22 protein-coding genes and 1 pseudogene are annotated in these 26930 nt (G+C 71.2%); 10 read left to right on the top strand and 13 right to left on the bottom strand.

What is annotated here, in order from left to right; all coding sequences use genetic code 11:
• Window positions 1-86: 86 nt before the first annotated feature.
• A complete protein-coding gene (locus OG599_RS02710; RefSeq protein ID WP_327174300.1) occupies window positions 87-827 on the bottom strand; it encodes an MBL fold metallo-hydrolase in 741 nt (246 codons plus the stop codon).
• A 268-nt stretch (window positions 828-1095) separates the two neighbouring features.
• Here OG599_RS02710 and OG599_RS02715 point away from each other — a divergent pair, with 268 nt between their 5' ends.
• A complete protein-coding gene (locus OG599_RS02715; protein WP_327174301.1) occupies window positions 1096-1500 on the top strand; it encodes a MerR family transcriptional regulator in 405 nt (134 codons plus the stop codon).
• A gap of 264 nt (window positions 1501-1764) precedes the next feature.
• On the opposite strand, the gene OG599_RS02720 is transcribed toward OG599_RS02715, so the two are convergent.
• Together OG599_RS02720 and OG599_RS02725 are read right to left on the bottom strand one after the other, a co-directional pair.
• On the bottom strand, window positions 1765-2175 hold the full coding sequence (locus OG599_RS02720) for a DUF1707 SHOCT-like domain-containing protein (protein WP_327174302.1): 411 nt from the start codon (window positions 2173-2175) through the stop codon (window positions 1765-1767).
• Window positions 2172-2708: a winged helix-turn-helix domain-containing protein gene (locus OG599_RS02725; RefSeq protein WP_327174303.1), complete on the bottom strand. Its 537-nt coding sequence runs from the start codon at window positions 2706-2708 to the stop codon at window positions 2172-2174. The genes OG599_RS02720 and OG599_RS02725 overlap by 4 nt, the downstream gene beginning before the upstream one ends.
• Window positions 2709-3316: 608 nt before the next feature.
• On the opposite strand from OG599_RS02725, the gene OG599_RS02730 reads away from it, so the two are divergent.
• Window positions 3317-3778 carry a hypothetical protein gene (locus tag OG599_RS02730; protein ID WP_327174304.1) on the top strand — a complete coding sequence of 154 codons (462 nt, stop codon included), beginning with the start codon at window positions 3317-3319 and terminating at the stop codon, window positions 3776-3778.
• A 200-nt stretch (window positions 3779-3978) separates the two neighbouring features.
• The gene (locus tag OG599_RS02735; protein WP_327174305.1) at window positions 3979-4518 is read left to right on the top strand and encodes a hypothetical protein; all 540 of its coding nucleotides are present in this window, start codon (window positions 3979-3981) and stop codon (window positions 4516-4518) included.
• Here OG599_RS02735 and OG599_RS02740 read toward each other — a convergent pair.
• Both OG599_RS02740 and OG599_RS02745 read right to left on the bottom strand, forming a co-directional pair.
• On the bottom strand, window positions 4475-5266 hold the full coding sequence (locus tag OG599_RS02740; protein ID WP_327174306.1) for an IS5 family transposase: 792 nt from the start codon (window positions 5264-5266) through the stop codon (window positions 4475-4477). The genes OG599_RS02735 and OG599_RS02740 overlap by 44 nt on opposite strands.
• 587 nt (window positions 5267-5853) lie before the next feature.
• Window positions 5854-6231: a hypothetical protein gene (locus OG599_RS02745; protein WP_327174307.1), complete on the bottom strand. Its 378-nt coding sequence runs from the start codon at window positions 6229-6231 to the stop codon at window positions 5854-5856.
• A 78-nt stretch (window positions 6232-6309) separates the two neighbouring features.
• Between OG599_RS02745 and OG599_RS02750 the strand changes: the two genes are divergently transcribed.
• Entirely contained in the window at window positions 6310-7077 is a 768-nt protein-coding gene (locus OG599_RS02750; protein ID WP_327174308.1) for a transposase, read from the top strand.
• A gap of 131 nt (window positions 7078-7208) precedes the next feature.
• On the opposite strand, the gene OG599_RS02755 is transcribed toward OG599_RS02750, so the two are convergent.
• Window positions 7209-7916: an ArsR/SmtB family transcription factor gene (locus OG599_RS02755; RefSeq protein ID WP_327174309.1), complete on the bottom strand. Its 708-nt coding sequence runs from the start codon at window positions 7914-7916 to the stop codon at window positions 7209-7211.
• A gap of 62 nt (window positions 7917-7978) precedes the next feature.
• On the opposite strand from OG599_RS02755, the gene OG599_RS02760 reads away from it, so the two are divergent.
• The 3 genes from OG599_RS02760 (at window position 7979) to OG599_RS02770 (ending at window position 9639) form a co-directional block, all read left to right on the top strand.
• On the top strand, window positions 7979-8437 hold the full coding sequence (locus OG599_RS02760; protein ID WP_327174310.1) for an OsmC family protein: 459 nt from the start codon (window positions 7979-7981) through the stop codon (window positions 8435-8437).
• Window positions 8434-8838 carry a hypothetical protein gene (locus OG599_RS02765; protein ID WP_327174311.1) on the top strand — a complete coding sequence of 135 codons (405 nt, stop codon included), beginning with the start codon at window positions 8434-8436 and terminating at the stop codon, window positions 8836-8838. Before OG599_RS02760 ends, OG599_RS02765 begins: the two co-directional genes overlap by 4 nt.
• A gap of 363 nt (window positions 8839-9201) precedes the next feature.
• Window positions 9202-9639 carry an NUDIX hydrolase gene (locus OG599_RS02770; protein ID WP_327174312.1) on the top strand — a complete coding sequence of 146 codons (438 nt, stop codon included), beginning with the start codon at window positions 9202-9204 and terminating at the stop codon, window positions 9637-9639.
• A 206-nt stretch (window positions 9640-9845) separates the two neighbouring features.
• Here the strand turns inward: OG599_RS02770 and OG599_RS02775 are convergent.
• Window positions 9846-10292: pseudogene (locus OG599_RS02775) on the bottom strand (transposase); the annotation flags it as partial.
• Window positions 10293-10856: 564 nt separating this feature from the next.
• Here OG599_RS02775 and OG599_RS02780 point away from each other — a divergent pair.
• From OG599_RS02780 to OG599_RS02790, 3 genes are read left to right on the top strand one after another with little or no spacing between them, the layout of a single operon-like run.
• Entirely contained in the window at window positions 10857-11747 is an 891-nt protein-coding gene (locus OG599_RS02780) for an alkaline phosphatase family protein (protein ID WP_327174313.1), read from the top strand.
• A gap of 1 nt (window position 11748) precedes the next feature.
• On the top strand, window positions 11749-13083 hold the full coding sequence (locus OG599_RS02785; RefSeq protein WP_327174314.1) for an MFS transporter: 1335 nt from the start codon (window positions 11749-11751) through the stop codon (window positions 13081-13083).
• A complete protein-coding gene (locus OG599_RS02790; protein WP_327174315.1) occupies window positions 13080-14099 on the top strand; it encodes a TolB-like translocation protein in 1020 nt (339 codons plus the stop codon). Before OG599_RS02785 ends, OG599_RS02790 begins: the two co-directional genes overlap by 4 nt.
• Window positions 14100-14198: 99 nt before the next feature.
• On the opposite strand, the gene OG599_RS02795 is transcribed toward OG599_RS02790, so the two are convergent.
• From OG599_RS02795 to OG599_RS02820, 6 genes are all read right to left on the bottom strand, one after another.
• Window positions 14199-16073, bottom strand: coding sequence for a CocE/NonD family hydrolase (locus OG599_RS02795; protein WP_327174316.1), 1875 nt, complete (start codon window positions 16071-16073; stop codon window positions 14199-14201).
• Window positions 16074-16418: 345 nt separating this feature from the next.
• Entirely contained in the window at window positions 16419-18251 is a 1833-nt protein-coding gene (locus OG599_RS02800; protein WP_327174317.1) for an adenylyl cyclase, read from the bottom strand.
• 340 nt (window positions 18252-18591) lie between these two features.
• The gene (locus OG599_RS02805; RefSeq protein WP_327174318.1) at window positions 18592-19854 is read right to left on the bottom strand and encodes a TIGR02679 family protein; all 1263 of its coding nucleotides are present in this window, start codon (window positions 19852-19854) and stop codon (window positions 18592-18594) included.
• Window positions 19851-24083 carry a TIGR02680 family protein gene (locus OG599_RS02810; protein ID WP_327174319.1) on the bottom strand — a complete coding sequence of 1411 codons (4233 nt, stop codon included), beginning with the start codon at window positions 24081-24083 and terminating at the stop codon, window positions 19851-19853. The genes OG599_RS02805 and OG599_RS02810 overlap by 4 nt, the downstream gene beginning before the upstream one ends.
• Window positions 24080-25330, bottom strand: a complete 1251-nt coding sequence (locus tag OG599_RS02815; RefSeq protein ID WP_327174320.1) for a TIGR02678 family protein — start codon at window positions 25328-25330, stop codon at window positions 24080-24082. Before OG599_RS02815 ends, OG599_RS02810 begins: the two co-directional genes overlap by 4 nt.
• Window positions 25327-26895, bottom strand: a complete 1569-nt coding sequence (locus tag OG599_RS02820) for a TIGR02677 family protein (RefSeq protein WP_327174321.1) — start codon at window positions 26893-26895, stop codon at window positions 25327-25329. Before OG599_RS02820 ends, OG599_RS02815 begins: the two co-directional genes overlap by 4 nt.
• Window positions 26896-26930 lie beyond the last annotated feature (35 nt).

A 26930-nucleotide genomic window follows, 5' to 3' on the forward strand; every position in this document is an offset into this window, starting at 1 on the left:
CATCCGTCATCGGGCATGAGTACGGAATCGGATCGGCCTGTGTGCCGGACGACAGCCTGTGTACCCGCAGGAGTTCCTCTGAGTGATCAAGTCGGCAGCTGCTGGGCCGCGCGGTGGTCGTGCGTCGGGATGATCGTGACTCGGTCCTTGACGGCGTGCAGGCGGTGCAGCGTCCGGAAGGTCTCGTGCCGGTCTTCGTCGGCGAGCTTGCCGGGGTAGCCGGCCTTTTGCCGGATGAGGTCGATCTGGTCGGTGTGCCAGGCAGCGTCGCCGGCGAGCAGCACCCAGCCCGCTGCCGTGTGCGCCAGAACTCCAACGCTGCCAGGGGTGTGTCCCGCGAGGTCGACGAGCACGACGGAACCGTCGCCGAAGAGGTCGTGGCTGGCGGCAAAAGTGAGGATCGGCGGGCCGTCCAGTTCGTACTGGACGATGCCCCGGCCGCGCAGGGCCTCGCGGACGCCACCCACGGGCGCGATCGAGCCTTGCACGACCCAGTCGTGTTCGCGGCGGTGCAGATGTACCGGCAGTCCGGGAAGATCGAGGAGTCCGCATACGTGGTCCCAGTGCGTGTGCGTCGGCAGCGCGAAATCCAGGCCGGAACCCGGCCACTCGTGCAGCGCGGTAACGGTGGCGACGGTGTCCGCCGGGGGACGCACCGCGACCCGCAGGAACGGCGGCAATTGCGCGACGGCCCGGCTGTCGACATCCAGGCAGACACCCGGATCCACGATGAACGTCGTTTCCGGGTGGGTGATCACGAACGACAGCAGCGAATTCGCGATGCGCCGCGGTTGCCGCAGCCCCTCCACGATCAGTGCGGTAGGCACGGACCGTGGCACCTGTCTCAGTGCGGACACGGTGACCGACACCGCCGTGTCCGGTAGCCCCGCGTCGGTCAAGCTGCGCAGAAACCGCTGGTCGCGGCGTCGGGGGCGAACAAAACCCGTGGCTAGGCTTGCGACCGCGCCACAGCATGCGGCCAGCGTCGGTGATCTCACAGCGTCGGACATGGCAGCCCTGTCCCTCTCGTGATCGGGTGGTGGGTTCGATGACGGGACGGTATAACTTCAGGCCGACCTGAAGTAAAGGAGTGTGATGTCCGCAGTGGAGTTGAAGATCGGCGGTGCGGCTGCCCTGCTCGGGGTGGCCACCCATGTCCTCCGGCACTGGGAGGACATCGGACTGCTCACCCCGCGCCGACTGCCCTCCGGGCACCGCGTCTACGACGACCAGACCGTCGGCCGGGCCCGCCTCATCCAAATCGGCCGGCGGGCCGGGCTGTCGCTCGCCGAAATCGGTGAACTCGCCGCGGGGGAACGGGCCGACCGCATCGGCCTGGTCAACGCGAAGCGCGCCCGGATCGCCGAACACATCACGAACCTCGAACTGGCCGACCGGTTCCTGGCCCACCTGGTGCACTGCGTACACCCGGCCATCTCCGACTGTCCGGAGTGTTCCGCCCTGGTGGAGCGGGGCGCGCGGTCAGCGATCACCCAGTGATACGGCATGGGAACGCGTGCAGCACGGCCGTGGTGAGGGTCGCCCCGATACTGGATGTATCGGGGTGATCCCGACAACGCGACGAGCGTGCGTGCCGGACGCCGCCGGACATGCGGGACTTTCGACACACGGCCTGGCTGGATGGCGCCGGCCTGGAGCTCGGCGGACAGCGTCATCAGCTCAGCCGCGTCGCGCGCGAGCCGCTTGAGCTCGTGGACGGTGAAGATGACCGGCATCTCCGGGGCGGCCTCCTTGAACGGAGAATCACTCTCCGCGTCGAGGCGACGTGCGCCCTGTCCCATACGTGGGCCACGTCTCGTTGCCGTCTTCCAGGGCCCGCAGCCGGGAGCCTCTTCGCCGCGCCGCGCATTGGAAGATGAGCCAGTAGACGAGCGCCGCAGGTGGCGAGCAGCACAGCAGGATGATCAGCAGGCGGGAGTCGATCACGTCAGCGGGTCGCGCAGGCTCTTCGACCTCGGCCGGCAGGTCCCTCAAGAGGGCATCGAGTTGGCTGCGGGTGCGCGCTTCGTAGGCCACCGCCACGCGTTCTTCGAGTTCGGGCAGTGTCAGCCGGCCAATTGCGTAGTGGTGTTGCAATCGTGCCTCGACCCGGTCGCGCTCGGCGTCCGAGGCCCGTATCGGCACACTGGGCACGTGCTCCTCGCCGTCATTCATGACGTCCTCTCAGGCCGGGCTGTGGCGTCCGGGGATGGGCGGTCTTGCAGGTCGACGAGCGTGATGACTACTCGCGTCCAGACCCCGGGGGTGTCGCGGTCCCCGAATCGGCCGGCGAGGCGTGCGATGTGTTCACGCAGTTCGGCAAGCGCCTCGTCGGTCAGCCGTAGCGCACCGCGGTGAAAATCGACCTCTCGGCGGCCACCAGCCTGCCTGGACCGGTAGGCGGCGCCGATGTCGGCCCGAGTGGCATCAAGCATCGAGCCGAGGAACTCGGCCATCTCTTCCGGGCTCACGGCATCACTGGGGGGTTCTGCAACTGCGGGCGCATAGACCCGCTCGACTTTGCCGCGGGCAAGCGGCCGGTACTCGGCGATCTCGATCAGCCCGGCCCGTTCGAGCTGTCCCAGGTGGTAGTAGAGCCGGTCAGCCGGAAGTTCGGCGCTGTCGGCAAGCTCACGTGCGGATTGCGGCGTCTCCCACAGCGCCTCCAGGAGCCGGATACGCAAGGGATCAGCAAGCGCCTTGTGCACGCCGCGCCACCGCGGAGGCGACGCATCGGATCTCTGTGTGCTCATCGACCGACCCCATTCATTGCATCAATCTCCACTGGTTGGAAAATCATACAACCAATAGTGCTGCGTGGACAGTTGAGTGTTCATGAGCGCCCCCGCACCAGGTGACCACCGACATCGGCACCGCTCTGGGTGCCGTGGCAGCCGACTTCACCACCCACGCCTTCGGGCTGCGCGCCCCCTTCTGCGCCGGGGTCCTCCTCCTGTTCGCCGCCAGCCTGATCAGCACACGATCCAGCGAGAAGACCACGCCTCCCTGCCAGCGCGCATCGGCCGTCGACACGGGTACCACGGGAGCACGCCGCAGCACCGGATCCACGAGTGCAGGCGATGCGGAGACCCGCCCACCCCGGGGCGACCACGGGACTCCGGCCACGTTCACACTCCGCCCGATGGTCGCCGCACGTACATACGAGGGGATCAGGGCTTCAAGATCATCCAGGGGCCCTCTGGCGCGCATCTCGGTCACTCCAGGGACCGGGCTGGAGTCTGTCTCCTTTGATGGGGCGATCCGCTGATCGGCGCCCACTCAATGCTTGCGGCATCTCGCATGGAAGCCTGTCCACATGGATACGTTCGCGGACCGATTCGACGGCGGGTGGAAGTGGTGGGAGGCCGCCATTGAAGCAGCGCAGGAGGGGCGCTGGGTACGTGACGCCGTGGAACGGCAGGTCATCAAGGACATCGGCGCCGCCACAAATCCTCTCCACGGCGGACGGATGGCCCCGTTCACCGAGGACTCGTGGCACGTACGCATCGGGAGGATCGCGAACTGGGCCGGGGTACTGCGGCTCGCGGCCCGATCAGGGGGATGGGTGCTCAAACCCGTCGTCGGACACATCCCGCCAATCCCTGCCGACATGGCCGAGCTGCTGTCTGGCATCTACGCGGTCGGCGAGCAGGGAGAAATCTGGATGCGGCAGCTCCTGACGGGTGAGCTGCCACCGGAGGAAGAGATCGCGAAGGCTGAAGGCTTCCTCACCGGGCCGGGATCCGTCGAGGACCTTGAGCTCTTCTTCTACGACTGAATCACCGTTGCATCGTCGTCATCTTCGCGCCCATATGGGGACGGCGGCGAGATGGAGTGCGGCCCGGTACGAGTTCTCAAGCGTGTTGAGTAGCTGTTGCCTTTCCGGTCTTGAGGGCTGCGTTTCCGCTGTTCAGGCATGGGGACGGCGGTCTCGGGGAGTGGTGACGTGTCGTGTCGTCGCTCTGATGGAGGTCGGGGATGCCGTCGGTCGGGGGGCTGCTGGAAGAGCGTGAGCTGACCGCTCGCCGTCGTGTGGACACGCTGCGGGAGGAGGCAGACCGGATCCAGGCCGAGCTGGTCGTGGCCGAGCGGGAGTTGAACGAGTGGGTCATCGCCCGTTCACGCGTCAGCGAGGTGCTGTCGCCGGGCGACGTCGCCGGCCCGGGCGACGCCGAGGAGCAGCCGGATCGCGGTGAGCCGCCCGCACTGCCTGGATCTTCGGAGGCGGCGAAGCCGAAATCGGTGGTCCCGGTATGGCGTGCGGGCCTGGCCCAGTCGGCACTGTCGGCGGACTACCAGCGCATCGTGCAGGCTCTCGCGGACCGCAACCGGCTCGGCCAGGGCCCGCTGACCTGCCAGGAGATGGCCGCCTGCTTCGGCCTGGACCCGGTACCTGCGAAGATCGAGGCGCTGCGGGCGAAGGCGAAACGGCTGACAGCGCGCGGGTGGCTCGCCGAGCCGGCGCCGGGCCGCTTCATGCTCGGGAGGGCCGTGGCCGGGCCAGGCGGCGGGTCATGAGCAGGGTCATCGACCAGTGGACCATCGCCTCCGCGCTGCCGGTGGACCGTTCGAAGTCCCTCACGAGGCGGCGGCTTCGCATCAGGTGCGCGAAGAACCGCTCCACGATCCACCGTTTGGGCAGCACGACGAAACCACGCATACCGTCACTTCGCTTGACGATGGCGAGGACCAGGGCGAGGACGGTGAGGCCGTACTCGACGAGGTTGCCCGTGTAGCCACCGTCGGCCCAGACCAGCGCCAGCCGGTGGTGCGCGGCCGCGACCCGGGCGAGCAGGACCTGCGCGGCGACGCGGTCGCCGATGTCCGCGGCGGTGACCGTCACCCCCAGCAGCAGGCCGAGGGTGTCGACCACGACGTGCCGCTTGCGGCCGTTGATCAGCTTGCCTCCGTCGAAGCCCCGGCTGGCGGCACCGACGACGGCGTCCGCCTTGACCGACTGGGAGTCGATCACGGCCGCGCTCGGCTCCGGATCCCGCCCGGCCTGCTTGCGGACCTTGCAGCGGAGCCGGTCATGGAACTCCTTGACCAGACCGTGGTCGCGCCAGCGGCGGAAGAACGCGTAGACCCGGTCCCACGGCGGGAAGTCGGCCGGCATGGCCCGCCACTTCGTTCCGTTGTCCACCAGGTAGTGGATCGCGTCCAACATCACGCGGTGGCAGTACGCCTCCGGCTGCCAGCCCCGCCCGCGCAGCCAGCCCGGCACCGGCAGCAGTGGCCGCCCCACCGCCCACTCCGCATCGGACATATCCGTCGGGTAGCGGCGCCCACGGACCCCATGGTCGGCGGCGTTCCCGAACCGGTGTGCCAGGCAGTCACACGCGAGAGTGGCCGAAGTGGACCTCGCTCCCGCGATGCCGTAGAACTGCGGCAACAGGGCCTCCTGGACAACTCTTTGGCGTAGACACCCTTTGAGCTACCAAGAGGCCCTGCTTTCATGCACGACTGTCGCCGCACTCACCCGATTACTCCCGTACGACTGGCATCCTCAAGAGCTGACCGGCACCGTTTCACTGAGCTCGTCAGTCAAGGTCGCGGGCGGGGTTCAGTGGGTAGTGGTCATCGCCGGAAGAGCTGCGGGTAGGGACAGGCGTCCAGGGGCTCCGCAGGCCGGTCCGCCCAGTGCCACCAGAAGTGACTCGCCGGGCACTTCCAGGCATGTCGGCACACGCGCTGCTGGTCCTCGTCACGGAGAGACAGGACCAGGCCCAGACTCCTCAGCGGTTGCCCGCAGCCGGGGCAGGTCAGCGGCTCGGGAGTATGGTCCACGGCGCACAGGCTAAGGGCTGTCCCGTAACTGCGGGAGCGTGAGTCACGGACCCGGCTTCGCGGAGGTCAGAGGAAGAGGAGCTCGACGTCCTTCGCCACGCAGAGCCGCAGAACGACCGTCAGCTGTTGGGCCGCATCGATGTGTGCCCGAGGAACGTCGGCCTCGTTCGGCCACTGCTCGACGATCGCCTCCAGCCGGGGCAGGAGCGCGGCACACTCGATGGGCGATAGCTCGCCTCCGCCGTCATCCGGGCGGTCGAGGAGCGGTTCGAGCGAGGTGGAGACGTCACTCCAGGGGCGCTCTCCGCCGAAGCCCCACATCTCGGAGAGAGTGAAGCCTTCGGCTCGCGCCAGCTGTCGCCGGAACGCGGCGAAGCCGCTGTAGGACCAGGCGACGTCAGGGCTGCTGGTGTCTCCGTCTCCCGGAAACAGAGTCAGCCCCATGTCGTCCTCCCTCTCTACCGTCGAATAGGTAAAGGATCAGTCGAAACCAGCGACATCTGCAACTGAGATGATCCAGCGGTGGCTGGTGTGATCACGGCGTCGGAGCCCTCCTGGATAGCCCCGTTCACCGGGCTGAGCCCGCGCGCCTTCGGGAAGCTGGTGACCGTACTGCGGCGCGAGGGTGCGGCCGCGGTGCGCAAGGGCCGGCCGTGGAGCCTGCCGCTGGAGGACCGGGCACTACTGGTCGCGGCGTACTGGCGAACCAACTTGACGATGCGCCAGCTTGCACCGCTCTTCGGGGTCTCGAAGTCCGCCGCGGACCGCATCATCGACCACCTCGGACCCATCCTCGCTCTTCAGCCCCGCAAACGGTTCGCCAAGGACACCGTGCTGATCGTGGACGGCACTCTCGTGCCCACCCGCGACCACGCCATCGCCGCACAGTCGAAGAACTACCGGTACTCCACCAACCACCAGGTCGTCATCGACGCCGACACCCGCCTGGTCGTTGTGGTCGGCCGCCCCCTGCCCGGAAACCGCAACGACTGCAAGGCGTGGGAGGAATCCGGCGCCAAGGCCGCCGTCGGCAAGACCACCACGATCGCCGACGGCGGCTATCCAGGCACCGGACTCGTCATGCCTCACCGCAGGCGCAAGGGCGAAGACCTGCCCGGCTGGAAGGAAGCCCACAACAAGTCCCACAAGCAGGTCCGTGCCCGCGTCGAGCACGTCTTCGCCCGGATGAAGAACTGGAAGATCCTCCGAGACTGCCGACTCAAAGGCGACGGAGTCCACCACGCCATGCTCGGCATCGCGCGCCTTCACAACCTCGCCCTCGCCGGATAGACGGACGGCCGACAAGGAACAGGCCTGTCAGGCCGACCCCCAGACCATTTACGGGACAGCCCTTAGCTCACCCTATCCGGACTCCCGTTCGACCAGCACTCCTCAAGATCGGAACGGCAACAGCCGCTGATTCACCGTGCCGGTCCGGCCGGTTCGGTCAGGTCGATGCCCCAGACTTCTCGTACGAGGCTGTGGCCGCTTTCGGTGACGTTCAGGCCGCGCCCTGTGCGGTGCCGTACCACCCATCCGGCATCGAGGAAGCGTCTGCCGACCGCGGCGCCCAGGGATCCGGCCAGGTGCGGGCGTCGTTCCGTCCAGTCCAGGCACCCCCGGGTGGTGGGGCGTCGAGCGTCGATCGCGCCGTCGACGTCCACCCCGAGCTCGCGGAGCCCGTCGGCGCCGGCGGCGGTGAGGGAGAGCGACTCGCTGTCGGCCAGCCATCCCTGGTGGGTCCAGGCGTCGGCAAGTGCGGTGCCGAGCTGCCCGGCGAGGTGGTCGTAGCAGAACCGTGCTGCGGCCAGCAGCTGCGTCTGGCGGCTTTTCCGGTACCCCGAGACGGGCGTCGGCCCGGCGAGGATGCCGAGTGCTTCCAGGGCGGTGGCGACCTGTGGGCCCATGAGCGAGTAGTAGCGGCGCCGCCCGCGCGAGTCGCACGTCACCAGCCCGGCGGCGACAAGCACCGCCAAGTGGTCGGAGGCGGTCGACGCGCTCACCCCGGCTCCCTGGGCCAGTTCCCCCGCGGGCCGTGAGGTGCCCTCCATGAGCAGGTTCAAGATCGCCGAGCGCGCGGGTGCGGCGAGGGCTCTTCCCACGCTGGTGAAGTCACGGTCTCTGCTCATACAACAGACGATACGACGACGCTTCGGTCGGTGCCGAAGTATCCCGGACCTACGGTTCGGTCATGAGCACACACTCCTACCAGGCCCGACTCCACTGGAACGGTTCCACTGCCGCGGGGATCCGCAGCTACTCGCGCGACCACACCGCCGTCGCAGCCCCCGCCACCGCCCGGGTGGACCTGAGCGCGGACCCGGCCTTCCGCGGCAACCCCGACCGGCTCAACCCCGAACAGCTCGTGGTCATGGCCGCCTCGTCCTGCCAGATGCTGTCGTTCCTCGGCGCCGCCGCCCGGGCCAGGGTCGATGTCCTGGCCTACGACGACGAGGCCACCAGCCGCCTTGACCTCACCGCCGAGCCCGTCCGCCTGTCCGCGATCCACCTGCACGTGACCGTCCAGGTCGCCGCCGGGACGGACGAGACCACGGTTCAGCAACTCGCCGCGCAGGCCCACCACGAGTGCTACATCGCCAACAGCCTGTCGGTCCCCGTCGAGGTCACCACCACGGTGGTGCCCCGGTGAGCGCCCGCCTGCAGGACCTGGAAGTCCACCTGCCGAACCGTCCTGGTGCGCTGGCCGACCTCGGCCAGGCGCTCGGCAACGCTCAGGTGAGTCTGGAAGGCGGCGGCGTGTTCACGCTGGACGGGCGCGCCGTCGCGCACTACCTCGTCGACAACGGTCCCGCGGCCCTGGCCGCCGTCACCGCCGCAGGACTGGGTACCGCCCGTGTGCGTGAGGTCGCCATGACCCGGCTGGACCAGGACAGGCCCGGACAGCTCGGCGCGCTCGCGCGGATGCTCGGCGACGCCGGCGTCAATGTCCTCGTCCAGTACAGCGACCACGCCGGTCACCTCGTCCTGCTCGTACCGGACGAGCACACCACCGCATGCCGCGACACCATCACACGATGGGAACAGAACTGACCCGGCGCCCTCCCCCCATCTCCCACAACCGACCACCCGACATCCCCGCCCGGACAAACCGCGCCACCGCACCGGGCAGAGGGAAGCGTCTGGAACCGGCTCCCCGTCCGTTGTCCCTGCTGGCACCACGTTATGCGGACCTGCCGCCCGCGAACTGCCCGGCGTTGCACCGGGCGGGGCGGTGGCCGGACCTCTCCTCAGCGTCTCCGACAACACCCCCGGACCCGGTGGCACCGCCCCAGGTCGTGCGTTCGGCAGGGGGCACGGTCATGCCGGGCCCGGCGGCCAGCGGTCCCGTTGCAGGGACCGCGAAAGACATAACGGGGGCATTGCCTGAAGTTTCCGTCTGAGAGAATTGTGTGCATGACCCAAGGAAACATGGGGGCTATGTCGCCCTCGCGGAGTGAGTCCCTCGTCGTCGTGGCGGCGGCGGTCGTCCAGGACGGGCAGCTCCTCGTGGTGAGCAAGAAAGCGGCCCCCGAGATCTTCTACCTTCCCGGCGGGAAGCCCGACGCGGACGAGATGCCCCTGGAGACACTGGTACGGGAATTCGAGGAGGAACTCGGTGTGCAGCCCGCCGAGCCGCAGTTGCTGGCCGAGGTCGAGTCCGTCGCGGCACTGGAAGGCGTCCCCATGCTGATGACCGTCTTCGAGGCACGCCTCAGCGGCGTCCCGAACCCGGCCGCCGAGCTCGCGCACATGCGATGGGTGTCAGGCCACGAGGAGGATCTCCGCCTCGCTCCTGCGGTACGGGACCATGTCCTGCCTCTGCTGAGACAGAAGGGCATGCTCGCGGCGTAGGGCAGAAACACCCGCAGGGTGCCCGCTGCGGGACGTCGGTGCACCCGCGGGCGGCCCTGCGGATCTGCATGTGCAGCATGGAGAACACACCGTTCGTGGTGATTCGGCGTGTTCGCCGGGTTCAGGTCGGGACGGTCGCGGAGTTCCAGCCGGTGGTGAGCGTCGATCACCCGCTCAAGCAGCACCTTCGCGGCAGCGCGGTCACCAATATCCGCCGCGGTGACCATCACGCCCAGCAGCAGGCCGAGGGTGTCGACCACCACGTGCCGCTTGCGGCCGTTGATCAGCTTGCCGCCGTCGAAGCCGCGGCTGTCCGCGCCGACGACCGCGTCCGCCTTGACGGACTGCGAGTCGATCACGCCGGCCGTCGGCTCCGCATCCCGCCCCGCCTCCTCGCGTACCCGGCCGCGCAGCCGGTCGTGGATCTCCCTGACCAGCGCGTGGTCGCGCCAACGGCGGAAGAACGCATAGACACGGTCCCACGGCGGGAAGTCGGCCGGCATCGCCCGCCACTTGATCCCGCTGTCCACGAGATAGCGGATCGCGTCCAATATCGCCCGGTGGCAGTACGCCTCCGGCTGCCCGCCCCGACCTCGCATCCAGCCCGGCACCGGCAGCAGCGGCCGGACCACAGACCACTCCGCCTCCGTCATGTCCGAGGGATACCGCCGACCACGCTCCGGATGGTCGGCCGCATTCCCGAACCGGTGAGCGACACAATCACACGACAGAGCAACCGAGTTGAACTCCACCGGCGCGAGCACGTACAACTGCGGCAACAGGGTCTCCTGGATCTCGGTTGGCTTCGCAACCCCGAGCTACCAAGAGGCCCTGCCTTCATGCCCACAGCCAGCCGCGATCACCCGAACGAGACTCCCGTTCGATGCCCACTCCTCAAGATCGGAACGACAACAGCTACTGAGAAAGTCCCGCCTGTCCGGCGACGCCACGCACGCACGCTCGCCGCTTCGTCGGGATCACCCCGATACACCCAGTATCGGGGCGACCCTCCGCCCTGCGATCGCACACACCGGACGCCGCCGGACCCCCCTCCGGGCGGACAGCGCTGCTTTCGCAACACGCTTTAGCCGGAACGCACAGTTCACCCGGTCTTCATGACCCGAGTGGTGCGGAGTGCCCCGGATGATTCTTGGCGTGAGCATGCTCGGGCCTGCACCACGCCCGTATCACTCCCGAATCCCCCACCGGAGGCCCCCGTGCTCGGCAGATCCGTGTTCCGCCGCAGTCGCACCGCCCTCACCTGTGCCTTTGCCCTCACCGCCGTGGCCGCCGCCGGTCTGTGGACCGGCATCGGCGGCTCCTCGTCCGCGCAGGCAGCGGCCAGTGTGCCCACCCCCGACCACGTGATCGTGGTGGTCTTCGAGAACCACGGCTACAGCCAGGTCATCGGCTCGTCGACCGCCCCGTACATCAACTCGCTGAAGACCGGGGGCGCCAACCTCACCGCCTCGTACGCCGAGACCCATCCCAGCCAGCCCAACTACTTCGCCCTGTTCTCCGGCTCCACCCAGGGCATCACGGACGACAGCTGCTACACCCCCGGCTTCTCCGGCAACGCCAACCTCGCGTCCGAGCTGATCGCGGCCGGCAAGACCTGGGCGAGCTACAACGAGACGCTGCCGAGCCAGGGTTCGACCACGTGCAGCAGCGGCAACTACGCCCGCAAGCACAACCCGTGGTTCGGGTTCAGCAACGTCCCCACCTCGTCCGCGTACACGTTCCAGCAGTTCCCCACCGACTACACGAAGCTGCCGCAGGTCTCCTTCGTCGTCCCGAACCTGTGCAGCGACATGCACGACTGCTCGGTGTCCAGCGGTGACACCTGGCTGAAGAACAACCTCGGCGCCTACGCGACCTGGGCCAAGACCCACAACAGCCTGCTCGTCGTCACCTTCGACGAGGACAACCGGCTCAGCGGCAACCGCATCCCGACGGTCCTCTACGGGCAGCGGGTGACCGCGGGCGCCACCTCCGCCACCACCTACAACCACTACGACCTCCTGCGCACGCTGGAGGACATGCACGGCCTCGGGCACGCGGGGAACGCCGCGACCGCCAAGGACATCACCGGGATCTGGACGTCCTGACATGTATGTAGCGGACAGCCGCGCCACCCGTGCGGGGTCCGCCGAACGCGCCGCCGGGCCGGGCGAGGAGCCTGCCCGGCGGCGCGTGGCGGTCGCCCCCACCGTGCTGGCGCTGGGCACGGTCAGCCTGATCACCGACGTGTCCTCCGAGATGGTGACGGCGGTCCTGCCGCTCTATCTGGTGGCGGGACTCGGCCTCAGCCCCCTCGGCTTCGGACTCCTCGACGGCGTTTACAACGGGTTCTCCGCCCTCGTACGGCTGGTCGGCGGCCACTTCGCCGACCGGGGAGGCGGGCGCCACAAGCTCGTCGCCGTCTTCGGCTACGGCATCTCGGCGCTCTGCAAACCGCTCCTCGTGATGGTCCACACCCTCACCCCCATCGGCCTCGTACTGGCAGCCGACCGCACCGGCAAGGGTCTGCGCACCGCGCCCCGGGACGCGATGATCTCCCTGTCGTCGCCGCCGGAGGCCCGCGGCCGCGCCTTCGGCGTGCACCGCGCGATGGACACCGCGGGCGCCCTGCTCGGGCCGTTCGCCGCGTTCCTGATCCTGCGCGCCACGGTCGACGGCTACGACGCGGTGTTCACCGTGAGCTTCTGCGTCGCGGTGGCGGGCGTCCTGGTGCTGGTGCTGTTCGTCCCCTCCAAGCCCCTTGCGCCCTCCAATCCCCTTGCGCCTCCCGGGACCCTTGCGCCTTCCGGGACCGGCGCCTCGCCCGCCGCGAAGACGGCCGAGCCTCCCCGCCCCACCCTGCGCGCGGCCCTCGCGCTGCTGCGGCATCGCAGAATCCGGCGCATCGCGGTCTGCGCGCTGCTGCTGGGCCTCGCGACCGTGAGCGACTCGTTCGTCTACCTGCTGCTCCAGCACCGCCTCGGGGTGCCCGACCGCTGGTTCGCCCTGATGCCGGTCGGGACCGCCGCCGCGTTCCTGCTGCTCGCCCTGCCCCTGGGGCGGCTCGCGGACCGGGTCGGTGCGTGGCAGGTGTTCCTCGCCGGGCACGTCGCGCTGCTCGGGGCGTACGCCCTGCTGCTCTCGTCGTGGCACGGTGCGGCGCTCCCGTACGTGGTGCTGGTCCTCCACGGCGCCTTCTACGCGGCCACGGACGGGGTCCTGATGGCGGCGGCCTCGCAGAGCGTGCCGGAGGAACTGCGCTCCTCCGGCCTCGCCCTGATCCAGACCGGACAGGCTTTCGCCCGGTTCGCCTGCTCGCTGGCCTTCGGCGCGGCCTGGACCGCGTGGGGCGACCGCACCGCGCTGCTCGCGGCGGCCGTCGCGCTCGCCGTGTGCGCCGCGTTCTCACTCCGTACCGGCCCGACCGTGAGGGTTCCCGCATGACGCGCCTGCGCACCAGATTGTTCGTCCTCGTCTGCGCGGTCACCGTGCTCGCGGTCGTCGCCGCCGCCTCCGTGCTGCACGCCGCGGCCAGGTCCGACCGGCTCGACGTGGCGAAGCCCGGCGGGCCCGCCGTCGCGGCGGGCCGGATCACGCTCACGGACCGGCACCGGATCGTCTTCCGGAACATGGCGTGGGGCCCGCATCGCGACGAGCTGACGACCGTCCCGGTCGCGGCGCCCACCGGGTCCCGTACCGCCTCGGGCGTCAAGTGCCTCCGCTTCTACGCCGCTTCGGGCACCGGAGTCTGCCTCCAGGCGGTGCACGGGGCACTCCAGGACACCTACCGGGCCACGATCCTCGACCGGCAACTGAAGGAGCGGGCGCACTATCCGGTCCCCGGCATCCCGTCCCGTGCCCGCGTCTCCCCCAGTGGGAGGCTGGCCACCTGGACGGCCTTCGTGGGCGGCGACAGCTACGCGGGCACGAACTTCTCCACCCGCGCCGCGATCCTCGACACCCGTACCGGCAAGCTCGTCCCGAGCCTGGAGGAGTTCGCGATCCGCAAGGACGGCCGGCCCTACCGGGCCGCGGACGTCAACTTCTGGGGCGTCACCTTCGGCGCGGACGACCGGCACTTCTACGCGACGCTCGCGACGAAGGGGGTCACGTACCTGGTCCGGGGCGACCTTCGGGAACGTACGCTCACGACCCTCCGGACCAACGTGGAATGCCCCTCACTCTCCCCCGACGGCACCCGCATCGCCTACAAGAGCCGGGACGCGGGGCTGCCCGCCGACGCCCCCTGGCGCCTGCACGTCCTGGACCTGGGCACGCTCGCCGACCACCCGCTCGCCGAGACCCGCAGCGTGGACGACCAGGCGGTCTGGAAGGACGACACCACCGTGACCTACGCGCTCCCGGGCGACTTCGGCGCCGATCTGTACGAGGTACCGGCCGACGGCTCGGGCCGCCCGCACTCCGTGCTGACCGCGGCGGTGTCCCCGGCGTACCTGTGACACGAGCCCTGCGGCAAAACGGCACGGCGGGCGGGGGCTTCGAACCGGGCCCCCGCCCGCCGTCCCGCCGAGTGGGAACCCGGCTCGGCGGGATTCGGCTCAGCGCCCCGACTTCAGCCGGAACGAGCCCTCCGCCGAGGGGAGTTGCACCGTGTACTGGCGCAGGTAGGTGTCGAGGAACGGCGAGCGGGCGCCGGCCGTCGCGATGTCGTCCGCCGGGTCGTCCAGGGCCAGGGTGAGCCGGGCGTCCTTCACCTTGATCGTCTCGCCGGAGGGGGTGTCCCGCCACGAGCCGGTCTGGATGGAGCCGATCTCCACGGCCAGGACGTGTCCGGCCGCCAGCGTCCAGTCGGTGGCCTTGAGGTCGACGGCCAGCCGGCCCGTGTCCACCAGGGACACCTGCTCGTCGAACATGACGGCCTTGCCGTCCGGGGCGACGTCGTAGAGCTTCACCATGACGTTGCCCTCGCCCTGTGCGGTCAGCGAGAGCTTCGGGGTGGAGGTGAGGCGTACGGGCTTCGCGACCGGTTCGGACCGGACGAAGAAGCTGGACGTCACCTCGCCGGCGGCCTGGAGTCCGGCCGCTTCGGCGGCCAGTGTCCTGGGTGCCGAAGCGGCCGGGTCCAGGGCGGGGGCGTTCTCCAGGTCCCACGCGCCGGACGGCTGCGCGGCGGACCGCAGCGCCGGGCCGCCGTCCAGGGCCGCCGCCCCGCGAGCCGACGCGCCGCCGTCGTCCACGTACGCGCCGCTGCCGAGCGCGATGTTCACCGTCCGGGACTCACCGGGCCAGGTGCGCTGGGCGCGCCAGGCGCCCGTGGAGTCCTCCACGGAGTAGGCCGGGTACGAGACGGCGGGGCGCTTGCCCTTGAGGTACTGGTCGTAGAAGGAGAGGGTCTCGTCGTACCACCCTTCGCGTCCCATGGAGAGGCGGCCGTCCGCGGTGCGGTCGCCGCCGCGGACGTGTTCCCACTGGCCGAGCCAGCCCCGCTCGGGGCCCTTGTGGTTGTCGAGGTACTCCTCGATCTCCTCGGGCTTGGTGTTGTTCTCGATGAAGCCCTGGGTGACGAAGAGCGGGGTGTCGGTACCCTTGGCCTTCTTCGCCAGGTCGCGGGCGGTCCAGTAGCTGCCGTGCTGATCGGTCGTCAGATAGCCTGCGGAGTTCTGGGTGAGGCACTCCGGATGGGCCTGCTCGTAGGCCGCGTTGGCCCGGTAGTGGGCGTCGTCGTCGGCCAACGCGTCGAGGGTTGCTATGGAGTTGTAGGCGTTGGCGGTGCCGGTGACGTTGGGGCGGGGCACTCCGTTGGAGTAGATGTACTGGTACATGTCCCAGACCGGCTCCTGCGCGACGACGGCCTTCAGCGCGCGCTGGTCGAGGTCGTTGCCGATGAGGCCGGTGGCCGCGTCGTAGGACTTCCCGTACATGCCCACGGAGCCGGTGGACCACGACTGGCCGGCCGCCCAGTCGATGGCGGCGCGGACGTCGGCCTGCTCACCGGGGCCCGCCCAGTCGAGGCAGCCGGTGGAGCCGCCGAAGCCGCGCAGGTCCACCATGACGAAGGCGTAGCCGTGGGCGAACAGGTCGGTGCCCTCGATGAAGTCCTGGAAGCGGGACGAGGGGCCGGTGTGGCTCCAGCCCTCGGGATCGGTCTGTCCGGAGTGCCCGAAGTAGGGGCCGACGGACAGGATGACGGGGACGTGCGCGCCCTTCGGCAGCCCCTCGGGCAGCAGGACGTCCGCGTGGAGTTCGGTGCCGGAGTGGTCCGACGAGGGGAAGTACCGCTGCGTCCAGACGGCGCCCTCGGGGACGCGGTCGTTCTCCTCGTGGGTGACGCCGTCGGATGCGCCGGCGGTGGTGGGGGCGCCGGCCGGCGCGGCCGCTGCGGCGAGTGTGACGGGACCGGCGAAGGCGCCGGTCAGGGCGAGGGTGGTGACGAGGACCGAAGCTGCCAGGACTGACGCTCGACGTGCTCTCACATGCTCCTCCGGTGGGGTGGTGAGCCATGCTGCAGGTGGTGCCGATCGCGGTCGGCTCCCGTCCCCCCGCCCGGGGCGCGCCACAGCGCGCGGCACACACCCCAGACAGGCGCGAACATGTCAAAGAGCCGACGGCGAGTGAGCCTATGATCATCGCCTGCGAGGATCAACGCCTCGGTGTGTACATCTTGTTACCGATGCGCGGGCGAACGCTCCCCGGCGAACGCGAGCGGCGCGGCGGTCCGTACCGACCGCCGCGCCACCCGGCTCACCCGCTCACGGCCGGCGCGGCGCCCACCGGGCCCCGCCGCCGTCCGCCCGTACCGCCGTCCGCCCGTACCGGCGTCAGACGTTCGCGACCCCGTTGGAGTACGACTTCATGAAGTACGTCCCGAAGCCGTTCTGGACCGGGTCGCCGGCCTTGTCGATGCAGTGCAGGATGCCGCCGCCCGCCGCGTCGTTGAGGCAGACCGTCATCAGGTCGGTGAAGACGACGCCGGGAGTGTTCGGGACCTCGTAGGCGGCGTCGGTGTAGATGTTCGCGCCGAGGTTGAAGAAGCAGTAACTCCCCAGGCCCCAGGCGTGGTGCTCGCGCACGTCGTCGCCGACCTTGTAGGCGGCGTAGCCGAGGGTGGAGCCGTGCCGCCACGCCGACTGGGTGGGCACGTCGTAGGGGTGCTCGTTCTGGAAGAAGTAGGTGCGGCCGTGGTCGCCCTGCCACAGCACCTCGTACTTCTGGTAGTGCTCGACGAAGAGCCCGTACACGGTGACGTGGTCGCCGTTCACCACGATGCCGGTGTCGGCGGGGTTGACCGTCCAGCCGACGGTTCCGTCGAGACCGTGGTCGGCGCGCCAGAGCCAGAGGTGGTCGCAGATCACGTCGTTGCTGTCGATCTGGACGCTGGTCCCCGCACCGCCGGCCACCGCGCCGCCGATCCGGGCGACGATGTCGAACAGCACCGTCGGGTCGGCGCTGTGCCGCTGCCGGCTCCGGCCGTGGCCGACGCGCAGCAGTACCGGGGTGTGCTCGGAGGCCGCCTCGAACAGCAGCCCGGCGAGGGTGACACCGGCGACGTCCGCGACCTCGATCAGGGTGTTGCGGCGGGTGGAGCGCAGGGTGGCCAGGCCGAGGCCGAGGACCACGGTTCCGGGGCGGTTCACGCGCAGCGGGGCGGAGATGTCGTAGATGCCCGGGGTGAACAGGAGGTGCTTGCCGTGGGCGAGGGCCTGGTTGATCTCGGCGGCCGAGTCGCCCGGCTGGGCCACGTGGAACTGCGACAGCGGGATGTTCCGCCCCCGGGCCTGGCCGTGCTCCCAGGTCGTGCCGGAGCTGTTGGTGCGCAGCGCGGGCACGAAGACCTGGTAGGAGCCGTGGCGGTCCACGGTGAGGAACGGCTTCTCGCGGACCACGGGGGTGCGGTCGACGGTGGTCATCGGAGGCGTCGGGAAGGACTGCGCGGGGGCGCCGGCGGTGCCGACGAACACCATGTTCCAGTTGGAGCCGGTCCAGCTGCCGAAGGTGTCGTTGCGCGACAGCCACTGCTGCTGGGAGCCGGAGTCGACCTGTCCGTCCACCACGCTGTCGGCGAGGAAGCCGCCGCTGGACCACTGGTTGCCGGGCGGGCTCGGCATCAGGGTCATGTTGCCCTTGATGTGGACGCGGCGCATCGGAGCGGCCTGGGAGACCGCCCAGCGCTCCAGTCCGTCCGGCGGCACGATGGTGAGGTTCTCGGCGGCCCGCCAGAAGTTCTGGGTGCCGTTTCCGTCGAACCACTGGGCGTCGACGGTGACATGACCGTTGATCACCACGTCGGAGGGGCTCGCGCCGAGGCCCAGCACGTGCGTGTAGAAGCCGACGTTGATGTCGACGTGGTAGGTGCCCGGCTCGAAGGCGAGGGCGAAGCGCTCGTCGCCGAACTGGTTGGACTCCTGGACGGCGAACACGGCGTCGACCCTGGCCTGGATCGAGGCGTCGCTCATGGACGGGTCGAAGACCAGGACGTTCGGGCCGAGCGCGGAGGAGACGTGGCCGGTTCCGTGCTTGCCGGAGTCATGGCCGGCCCCGTGCTTGCCGGATGCGGCGCCCGACGCGAACGCCGGTCCTGAACAGACTCCGCCGATCAGCGGCACCGAGGCAGCGGCTGCCCCGCGCAGCACATTACGGCGAGAGGGAATCATGGACACGGCTCTCCCTGCATGGGGTGAAATGGCGTGAATGAGTGGGGCCTCCTGCCGGCCCCCGAGCTCTCTGAGAGCGCTCTCTCAGCCACGAAGTGAATCACCGTGGATGTGGAGCGTCAATGCGCGTGCAGCACAGGGGATTTGCCGGCTCGTCGACGATCGGGCGAAGCCGTGCGGAGCGCATGACTCCGCTCGCTGCCCCTCGTGTCCGACCGGCCCTCCTTCGGGCGCTGCCCTGCCGCGTCCGTCGGCGTGGCCGGGGCGGCAGGGGCGGCACAGTCGAAAGCCGTCCCCGAGGTGTGCGTCAAACGCCGGTGAACAGGCCCGGGTCCGCGGGTCAGGCGTGCGCTCCTTCCGGCGAACCGCACCCCGTGAGGTCCTTCAGCAGCCCGCCCATGACCGCCTCCTCCTCGACGCGAAGGCCGTGCTCGGCGAGTGCGCGCGCGAGGGCCGGGTCCCAGGGCGACAGCGCCGGCTTGCCGTCCAGCGGGCGCAGATCCGGCCCGGCGGCCGCCACCGCCTCGCGGTAGTCGTCGGCCGAGTAGCGCCAGGGCTGCCACGGCACGTGGCTCAGCAGTGTCGCGGCGATGCGCAGACCGCCCCAGTCGAAGTCGCCGTGGTAGCGGAATGCGGTACCGAGCTGGTGCAGACGGGCGAGGAGGGTCAAGGCTGCGGCCGACGGCTGGCCCTGGACGCAGACCATGGGGCGGGCATCCGGTCCGTAGGTGTCCGCAGCGGCCGAGAGGACCGCCGGGTTCTCACAGATGTGGACCACGGGCGGTGCCGTCAGCGGCGGCCGGCGGGCGAGCTGACGGAGTGTGAGTACGCACGGCTCTCCCGCGGAGGCCATCCAGTCCAGGGCCGGAGTCCCGCGGAGGTTGAGGGTGAGCACCGTCGAGGAGACGTCGTCCCGGAGCAGACCGGCCAAAGCCCACGCGGCCCGCCGCCAGGCGGCTCCCGTTCCCTCGGGGTGGCCGGTCAGAGCGCGGGCGCCGGAGAGGACGAGGGTGGCCAACGGCGTGCCGTCGTCGAGCGCGTGGGCGCTGCCCAGAACGTCCGCGGCGTACACCGACAGCGACCGGGCGGGTTCGACGGGCAGCTCCCGCAGGACCCGTACGGCCTGCTCCACCAGCGGGCGGGCGGTGGCGGGAGTACGGGCGAGGCGGCGCACGAGACCGTCGTCGCGGACCCGGAGGGCCCAGGCGGCGTGCTCCGGACGGTCTTCGGCCAGCAGGGCGAGAGGCGCGTACGCCTCCGCCCAGGCCCGCGCCTCGATCCCGCGGATCTCGTCGGCCGGGACGACCGGGCCGGTGAGCGCCGTCACGGCCGCCTCCAGTCCTTCCGGGCTGATGCCCGATCTGACCAGCACGGCGTCCACGGCGTCGAGTCGGACCGTCAGCGCCCGGCCGGCACCCGGAGCCCGGCCCAGCAGCCGTTCGGCCGCCGCCCGCTCGGCCGGGCTCGGCGTCGCCAGCGAGACCGCGCCGGTCAGGGGCTGTCCGCGCTCGATGCGTCGGCGCGCCCGCTCCACCAGCCAGGCCAGGTCGGCGCCGCCGAGCAGCCGGCGCAGGCGCGCTTCGTCCACCGGCGGGCCGCTCATGCCCACGACGGCTCCGCGTCGGACGGACGCACCGGGTCCTCGCGGCGGGTGCGGGCCGTGCCGTCCCACTCCCAGCGGGTGACGAGGACGGCGGCCACCTCGTCGACGCGGGCGAGCTGGGCGATGGCGATGCCCGGTACCTGCGGATAGCAGGCCCACTCCCGCTCGCTGGTCATGACCACATCCAGGTCGAAGGCGTGCAGGAGCCCGAGGCACTTGGCACGCGAGTCGTCGTCCACGCCCGCGAACGCCTCGTCCAGGGTCACCAGGCGTGGCGCGTACGGGCTGCCCGCGCTCGCGTAGTGCGAGGAGGCGGCTGCGAACAGGGGAACGGACACGGCGAGGACGCGCTCTCCTCCGGAGGCGGGGCCGGTGGCGGGAACCCAGCGTCCGTGCTGCCGGCGCTCGACGGCGAACTCGTGCCAGGACCGGTAGTCGAGGGCTGCTGTGAGGTGTTCCAGCCAGCTGCCCGCCGCGTCCTCGGTCTGCTGCCGGGCGATCTGCGTCTGCAGGAACTCGCCGACCGCGGCCCGGTCCTCGGCCGTCCAGGCGTCGGCGGTCTGGAGCAGGCGCCCGCGGGCCTGGGCGAGGCCGGGAGGGGCTTTGCGGGAGGGCCGCCACACCAGGCGCAGTCTCATGCCGGTGGAGGTGGGCCGTTCCTCCAGCTCGGTGTTCATGGACAGCACCTGCCGTTCGGCGGCTGCGATCAGCTCCTGGAGGGTGCCGGCCACTTCGGTGACGAGGTGGGTTTCGAGGATCTCCCGCTCGTGTGCGGAGAGGATGCGGGTGAGTTCGCCGACCTCGACCGCGAGCGCCTCGGCGAGTTCGGGAACGGCCCGCTCACGGCCCTGGTAGACGACGTCGACGATCATTCCGTCCTCGACCATGCGGGCGGAGGCGGTGTTGCCGTGCCGCGACAGCGCGTCCTGGAGGGTTTTGAACTCCTCGCTCAGACGCCGCTGCACCCGTTCCCAGGCACCGTCGGAGTCGTCGGTCGCCGAAAGCTCCGCTTCGAGGGAACGGGCCAGCGCGACGGCCGGGGTGGCCGCCCACGGGCCGTCGCCCGCGGCCGGCACGGCGAGATCGGGAAGGGCGACGGCGATCAGTCCCGTGGCGGTGAAGCGCTGGAGCGCGGCGATGGCCTCGGTGCGTGCCGCGGCGGCTTCGGCGACGGCCTTCTCCAGCTGTTCGATGCGGCCCTCGGCCCGGCTGGCCCGCCGGTCCGCCTCCATGTGCTGGTCCTGGGAGCGCTGTTGGTCGGCCGCGCAGCCGCGCAGGGCCTCCGCTGTCTCGGCGAGCAGCCGCTCCAGTTCCGCCACGGCGGCGCCGACGGTCGCACGCAGGGTGGCCAGCCGCTCGTCCGCGGCTGCCGCCTCTCGGGCCGCCTCTTCCGCCCGAACGGCGAGTTCGGCGGTCAGCTCCCCCGCCCGGAGCGCCTCTTCGCGCTCGTCGTCGGCCTGCCGGGACGCCTCGTCCCGCTCACGGAGTGCGGGCCAGAGCCCGGCCAGGACGACGTCGAGTCCGGCGAGGGCCTGCCGTACGTCGGCCAGCGCCGGCCGGCCGGAGGGCAGGTTCAGGTCGGCCGAGGTCTCCCGCAGTTCGGCGGCGGCCGACTCGGCCCGTTCGGCCGCCGCCGTCGCCTCGGCGGTCCGCTCGTCGCGCCGGCTCCGCAACCGGCGCACGGTTTCGGCGGCGGCCGCGGCATCGGCGTGGGCCCGGATCAGGGGCGCCTCGTCGGGCACGGTGGCCAGCTCCGTGTCGAGCGTACGACGACGGGCCGCCAGCGCACGCGCCTGCGCGTCGGCTTCGGCCGACTCCTTCTGGAGGAGCGAGAGTTCACCCCGCAGGGCCGCGACCCGGGTCCGCCTCGCGGCTTCCCGGGCGCCCTCTCCGATGTATTCGGCGGCGGGTTTGGCCCAGCGGCCGGCCAGGACGCCGACGCGATGGCGGCCGTCCGCCGCGACCCAGGTGCCGCCCCTGCCTCCGGTGCCGTACGTGGTCCGGGCAGCGTCCGTCGCCCACGTGCCGTCCATGCCCCGGGTGCCGCCCGTGGCCGTGGTGCCCGACGGGCCGGTGCCCGGTACGTCGCCGGGCGGGGACGCGGTCCCGAAAGCCCCGCCGAGGCCGATCGCCTCCAGCAGCCGAGCCACTGCCTCCACACCGACCTGCGCGGCCCGCGCGTCGCCGTGGTCCACGGCCGGGCGCAGTACGTCGGCGAGCGACGCCCCCTCGACCGGTCCGGTGTCCGGGGCCAGCAGCACGTCGTACCCGTCCGCGGCGAGGGCGGCTCCGTCGGGGCGTACCCACGCGTCCAGCAGACCGGACGCCTCCAGGGCCGCCTCCAGCCCGGCGCGGGCCTGGTCCGCGACTTCGTCCCGGAAGTCGACCAGCCGCCACAGGGGGGCACCGGGCGCATGGTCCCGCAGGCCGGGGGTCCGGGTGTGCGGGGACCGCGGCCCGCGCCGACGGCCGGACTCCAGCCCGGCGAGCTCCTGTTCGGCGTCGCGGATCCGGGCGGCCAGACCGGCCCGGTGGTGCGCCGACCGCGCCACCAGGTCGGCGAGGACCGCCGCTGCGGCGCTGTGTGCGTCCGAGGCACGGCGGCGCGCGGGACAGGGGCCGTCCTGGTGACGGGTCCACTCCTGGAGCTCGTCCAGAAGTCCGGCGGGGTCCGGGTGGGAGAGCTCCCCGCACCGGCCCGCGTGCTCACGTACCGCGTCGACCAGAGCCCGTCCGGCGGCCCGCGCCGTGTCCTCGGCCGTGTCCAGCGCCTCGGTGGCGTGCGCCAGATCGGTCTCCGTCTCGTCGAGCCGGAGTACGGCGGCCCGGCGCCCGGCCGCCGCCTCCTCGGCCCGGTCCGCGAGCGCTTCCACGTGCGTGAGGGTGCGGTGCCTGCGGCTGGTCGCTCCGGCCACCGCGGCCCGCAGGTCGGCGACCGCCCGTCCCTCGTCCACGGGCAGGTCCAGCCGGGCCTCCGCAGCCGATTCCCGTGCCCGTAGCCAGGTGTCGCCGGACAGTTCCCGGGCCGCCCTGAGCCGGTTCTCCGCGGCGCCGAGGCGGCCCAGCGCCTTGGCGTGCTGGAGCGAGGCCCTCTCCCGGTCGTCGCGCGTGCGGGCACGGTCGCCCTCCGCCCGGTCCAACACCTGTGCGGCACGCTCCAGTTCGCGGGCGCTGCGCATTTCCGGGCCCTCGCGGAGGGCCGCGTCGGCCGCCTCCAGCCGCGTCCGGGCCCCGGTGAGCGCGGCGACGCGCTCTTCCACTGCCGACCGGTCTTCCTCCGCCGCGGTCTTCTCGGCCTGCGCATCGGAGAGGTCGCGCAGCAGTTGCTCGTACTTCGAGTGTTCGCTGCGCGGGAGACGGGCTCGGCGGCGGGAGGCCGTGCGGGCGTAGCGCCGGTAGTGGTCGAGGAAGACGGAGGCCGCCCGTTCGGCGGCCCCGGCAGCGCGTAGTTCCTCCTTCTCCTCGTCGAGGGAGCGGAAGGCTTCGGCCACGTCCGCGACGACGGCCTGGTCCATCGGCGGAAGGGCCTCGGTGAGGGCGCGGGAGAGGGCGACCTCGTTGGGCCGCTTGGACAGCTGGGGCTGGCGCAGCTGGATGAGCAGGTCCACGAGGGCGGCGTAGCGCTGCTCCCCGAGGCCGAACAGGGCCTCGTCGACGGCCCGGCGGTAGGCCTTGGCCTGGTCGTGGACCATGCCCCGTCCGGCGACCGCCTCGATGAGCCGGTCCCGGGACAGGACGGTGCCCGTGGCGTCGAGCAGGCTCAGTGTGCCCTCCGCACGTGCGTCGGCCGGGCCGTGGTCGATCCGCTGCCCGGTCACCGCCCACCAGTGCCGGGCGATGCCGCGCCCGCTGACGGCCTTGAGCCCGCACAGGAGCGTCCGGAACTGTTCCTCCCCGCTCACCGCGTCGCGGCGGCCGAACTCCACCCAGGTGTAGCCGAGGCGTTCGGAGTGCGGGTGCTCGCCGCCGAGCAGGAGGTTCCACTCCATCCGCTTGCCGGCGTCCCCGTCCGGTTCCACCCGGCGGGCGCTGAGGTCGCCGTCGAGGAGGAAGGGCAGGGTCAGCGCCAGCACTTTGGACTTGCCGGTGCCGTTGTTGCCCCGGAGCAGCAGCCGGCCGTCGCGGAAGTGGAACTCCTCCACGTCGTAGTGGAAGAGGTCGACGAGACCGATCCGCAGGGGCTGCCATCGGGGGCGCGCGGGGGCGGGGAGTGCGGGACGGGGGGTCAAGGCCGGTTCGCCTTTCGCTGGGCGGGCACCTGCGCGGTGCCGGCGGTACGGGGTTCGCGTACGACGGCCTCGCCGACCGCGTAGCGGGCGAGCGCGGGGCGCGGCGCGACCCCGTCGGCGGTGCGGGCGACCAGACCAAGGGCCGCCAGCCGGGCGACGGCCTGCTCGGCGAGTTCGCCCTCGGCACCCTGCTCCCGGGCCGATCTGGACCAGAATCCGCTGTGTTCGGCGGCCAGTTCGACCACGCGGCGCTCCAGGTCGGCCATGGGGACGACCAGGCCGCCGACCGAGGCGAGGTGCTCGGCGAGCAGGAGGGTGACGTGGCCGCGCGTTCCCGATTCGGGCATGCGGACGTCGGTGAGGTCGTCCTCGGGATCGACCATGGCGATGCCCTCGGCCCGCACTTCGGCGACCAGCCCGGTCAGTTCGTTGATGCGGGCGGTGAGGAAGCCGCGCTGGCGCGTCAGGTAGCCGAGCTCGGCGTCGGTCAGCTCGTCGTAGTAGAGAACGGGGTCGTCGAGCAGCCGCCGTGTCAGCGAGCGGCGCAGCGCACGGAAACGCAGCTCGTCGCTGTCGAGGGCCGTTTCCGCGGCGAGTTCGGTGATCCGGGCCTCCAGCGTTTCGGCCCGGACGGTGGAGGGTCCCCGGCGGGTGGCGAGCAAGCCTGCGAGTACCCGGCGTTCGACGTCGTACAGGACGTCGCCGGCTCCGCTGACGTACGCGTCCTCGTCGCCGGCGACGCGCCGCAGGACCCCGAGGTGGAGCAGGAGCCGTACGACGGCGGCGAGGTCGAGCCGCTCGTCCCGGCGGTCCAAGGTGAACTGGATTCCCGCCGCGGCCAGTCGGGGGTCCTTGGCGTCCAGCATGATCTGGTCGGCGAGACGGCCCAGCGCGACCTGTGCCTCGCCGCGTTCGAGGGCGGCGAGGGCGAGGCAGAGCAGGACGTAGCGACGGCGGCTGAAGGGGGCGGCGCTACGGGTGACCTCGCGCGCGGGGTGCGTGGCGTCGTCCGGCACACCGGGGATCTTGCCCAGCCGGGCGGTCTCGGCGTCGACCTGGAGGAACCAGCCGGTGTTGCGGTCGAACCACTCGCGCAGCTCGGAGGCGTGCCGCCGGACGAGGCGGAACTCGTCGGCGTACGCGCCGTGCGCGAGCAGCAGGGGCTGCTTCAGCAGGGCCCGGGCGGCCTTGCGCCTCTCGGCGGCGTGCTGCCCGTCGAGCACTTCGGCGAGCGGGGTCGTCGTCACGCGCCGTCACTTCCTCTTGTTTCGCCGAGATCGACGATCTCGATGGTGTGGTCCGGGCCGCTGAAGGTGCCGTCGGGTGTGCGGACCTGCGCCGTGGACCCGTCGGTCGGTGCCGTGAGCCGGATCTCCATGGAACCGTCGCCGCTGGTGGCCGCGGTGTGCGTCATGCCGGGTCGCCAGGTGGCCAGGGCGTCGCCGAGGAGCTGGAGGAAGAGCCGGAAGCTGAGGGGGTCGAGTTCGCCGAGTCCCGACAGCCTGGTGATGCCGTCGGTGACGAGCCGGGCCCTGGCGGCCGCCGTCTCGGCCGCTTGTTCGGCGGCCGTCTCGGCGAGCAGCCGGCGCGCTTCCTGCCGGTCCTCGACCTTGCGGGTTCTGCCGCGCCGTTCGTAGCTTCCCGTGCGGCGCAGCTGAGGGCTGATCCGCAGCGGTGCGGCTTCGGCCCACGCGGTTCCCGCGGGCTCGGGACGGGCGTGGCGGGCGGCCAGCGTCTCGGCGTCGACGGTGAGGTGCCGGGCCGGGTACAGCCCGAAGGCGGTGCGCCAGAGCCGGTGGCGGGCGTCGTCGTCGGGTGCTTCGGCGAACCAGCGGGCCAGGGTGCGGAAGTCCGCGGAGCGGTCCGAACGCCCGGCCCGTCGCTCGTTCAGGGACCTTACGACGGCCAGCAGTTGGGGGATCGCGCCCAGGGCGCGGCCGCGCAGCAGCCGGGCCTGCGACTCCCGGCCGTCCCGGCTGAGGAACCAGGCCGCCAGCCCTGCCCACCGGCCGGCCCACCGCTCGTACGCGGCCCGCGCCGCGTACGCCGCCTCCTGCGGGGTGGCGTCCGCCGCCTCACGAGCGGCGGCGGCCCGCAGCAGCCGCTCGATGCCTGCCCCTTCCTCCAGTTCCAGGATCAGCCGGGCGATGCGCCCGCCGAGCGTGATCAGGTCCTGGATGAACCGTTCCAGGTACTGGATGAGCTGGTCCTTGTAGGCGAGGAAGACCTCCTCCTCCACGTCGTGGAGGTCGATGGTCCGCTGGAGGGAGCCCATGAAGGCCCGCGCGTTGTCGGCGAGCGCACCGAAACGACTCGCGAGCGCGTCCAGCGCCAGATGCGTCTTGGCCGGGTCGGGCTTCTCCTCGGCAGCCAGCACGAGCAGGGCGCGCAGTTGCGTCACGATGTCGTGCAGCGCGACGGCCTGCAGCGCGCCCCGTCGCCCGAGCGCCTCGTCGTAGGCGGCCAGGGCATCCTCCGCGGCCTCGCCCTCCCGGGTGAGCTGGTAGATGAACCGCTTGCGGTAGAAGTCCTCCACGGCGGTGACCCTCCCGGTGTCCGGGTCGGCCCGCAGATTCCCCCATCCCACCAGGCTGTCCAGCGCCTTGACCACGCCGTCGATCTCCGTCGGCCGGGCCCCGGGGTCCAGCCCCGCGTACACGTCCTCGGGCCGCAGGTGCACGGCGAACCGCTCCTTGGCGACGAGGAAGGCCCTCATCACCGCCCGGTAGAGCAGCACGTTCGGAGCGGTGAGGTGTGCGAAGGGGCCGTACCCGCCGGGCGCGCCCTCCACCTGCGGAGAAGTCGTGTTCATCGCCCGCCATTCTCCCAAGACCTCTTCCATGAGCG

Origin of the sequence: Streptomyces sp. NBC_01335 (assembly GCF_035953295.1) — a bacterium.
In the GTDB taxonomy this organism is placed as follows: Bacteria; Actinomycetota; Actinomycetes; order Streptomycetales; family Streptomycetaceae; genus Streptomyces.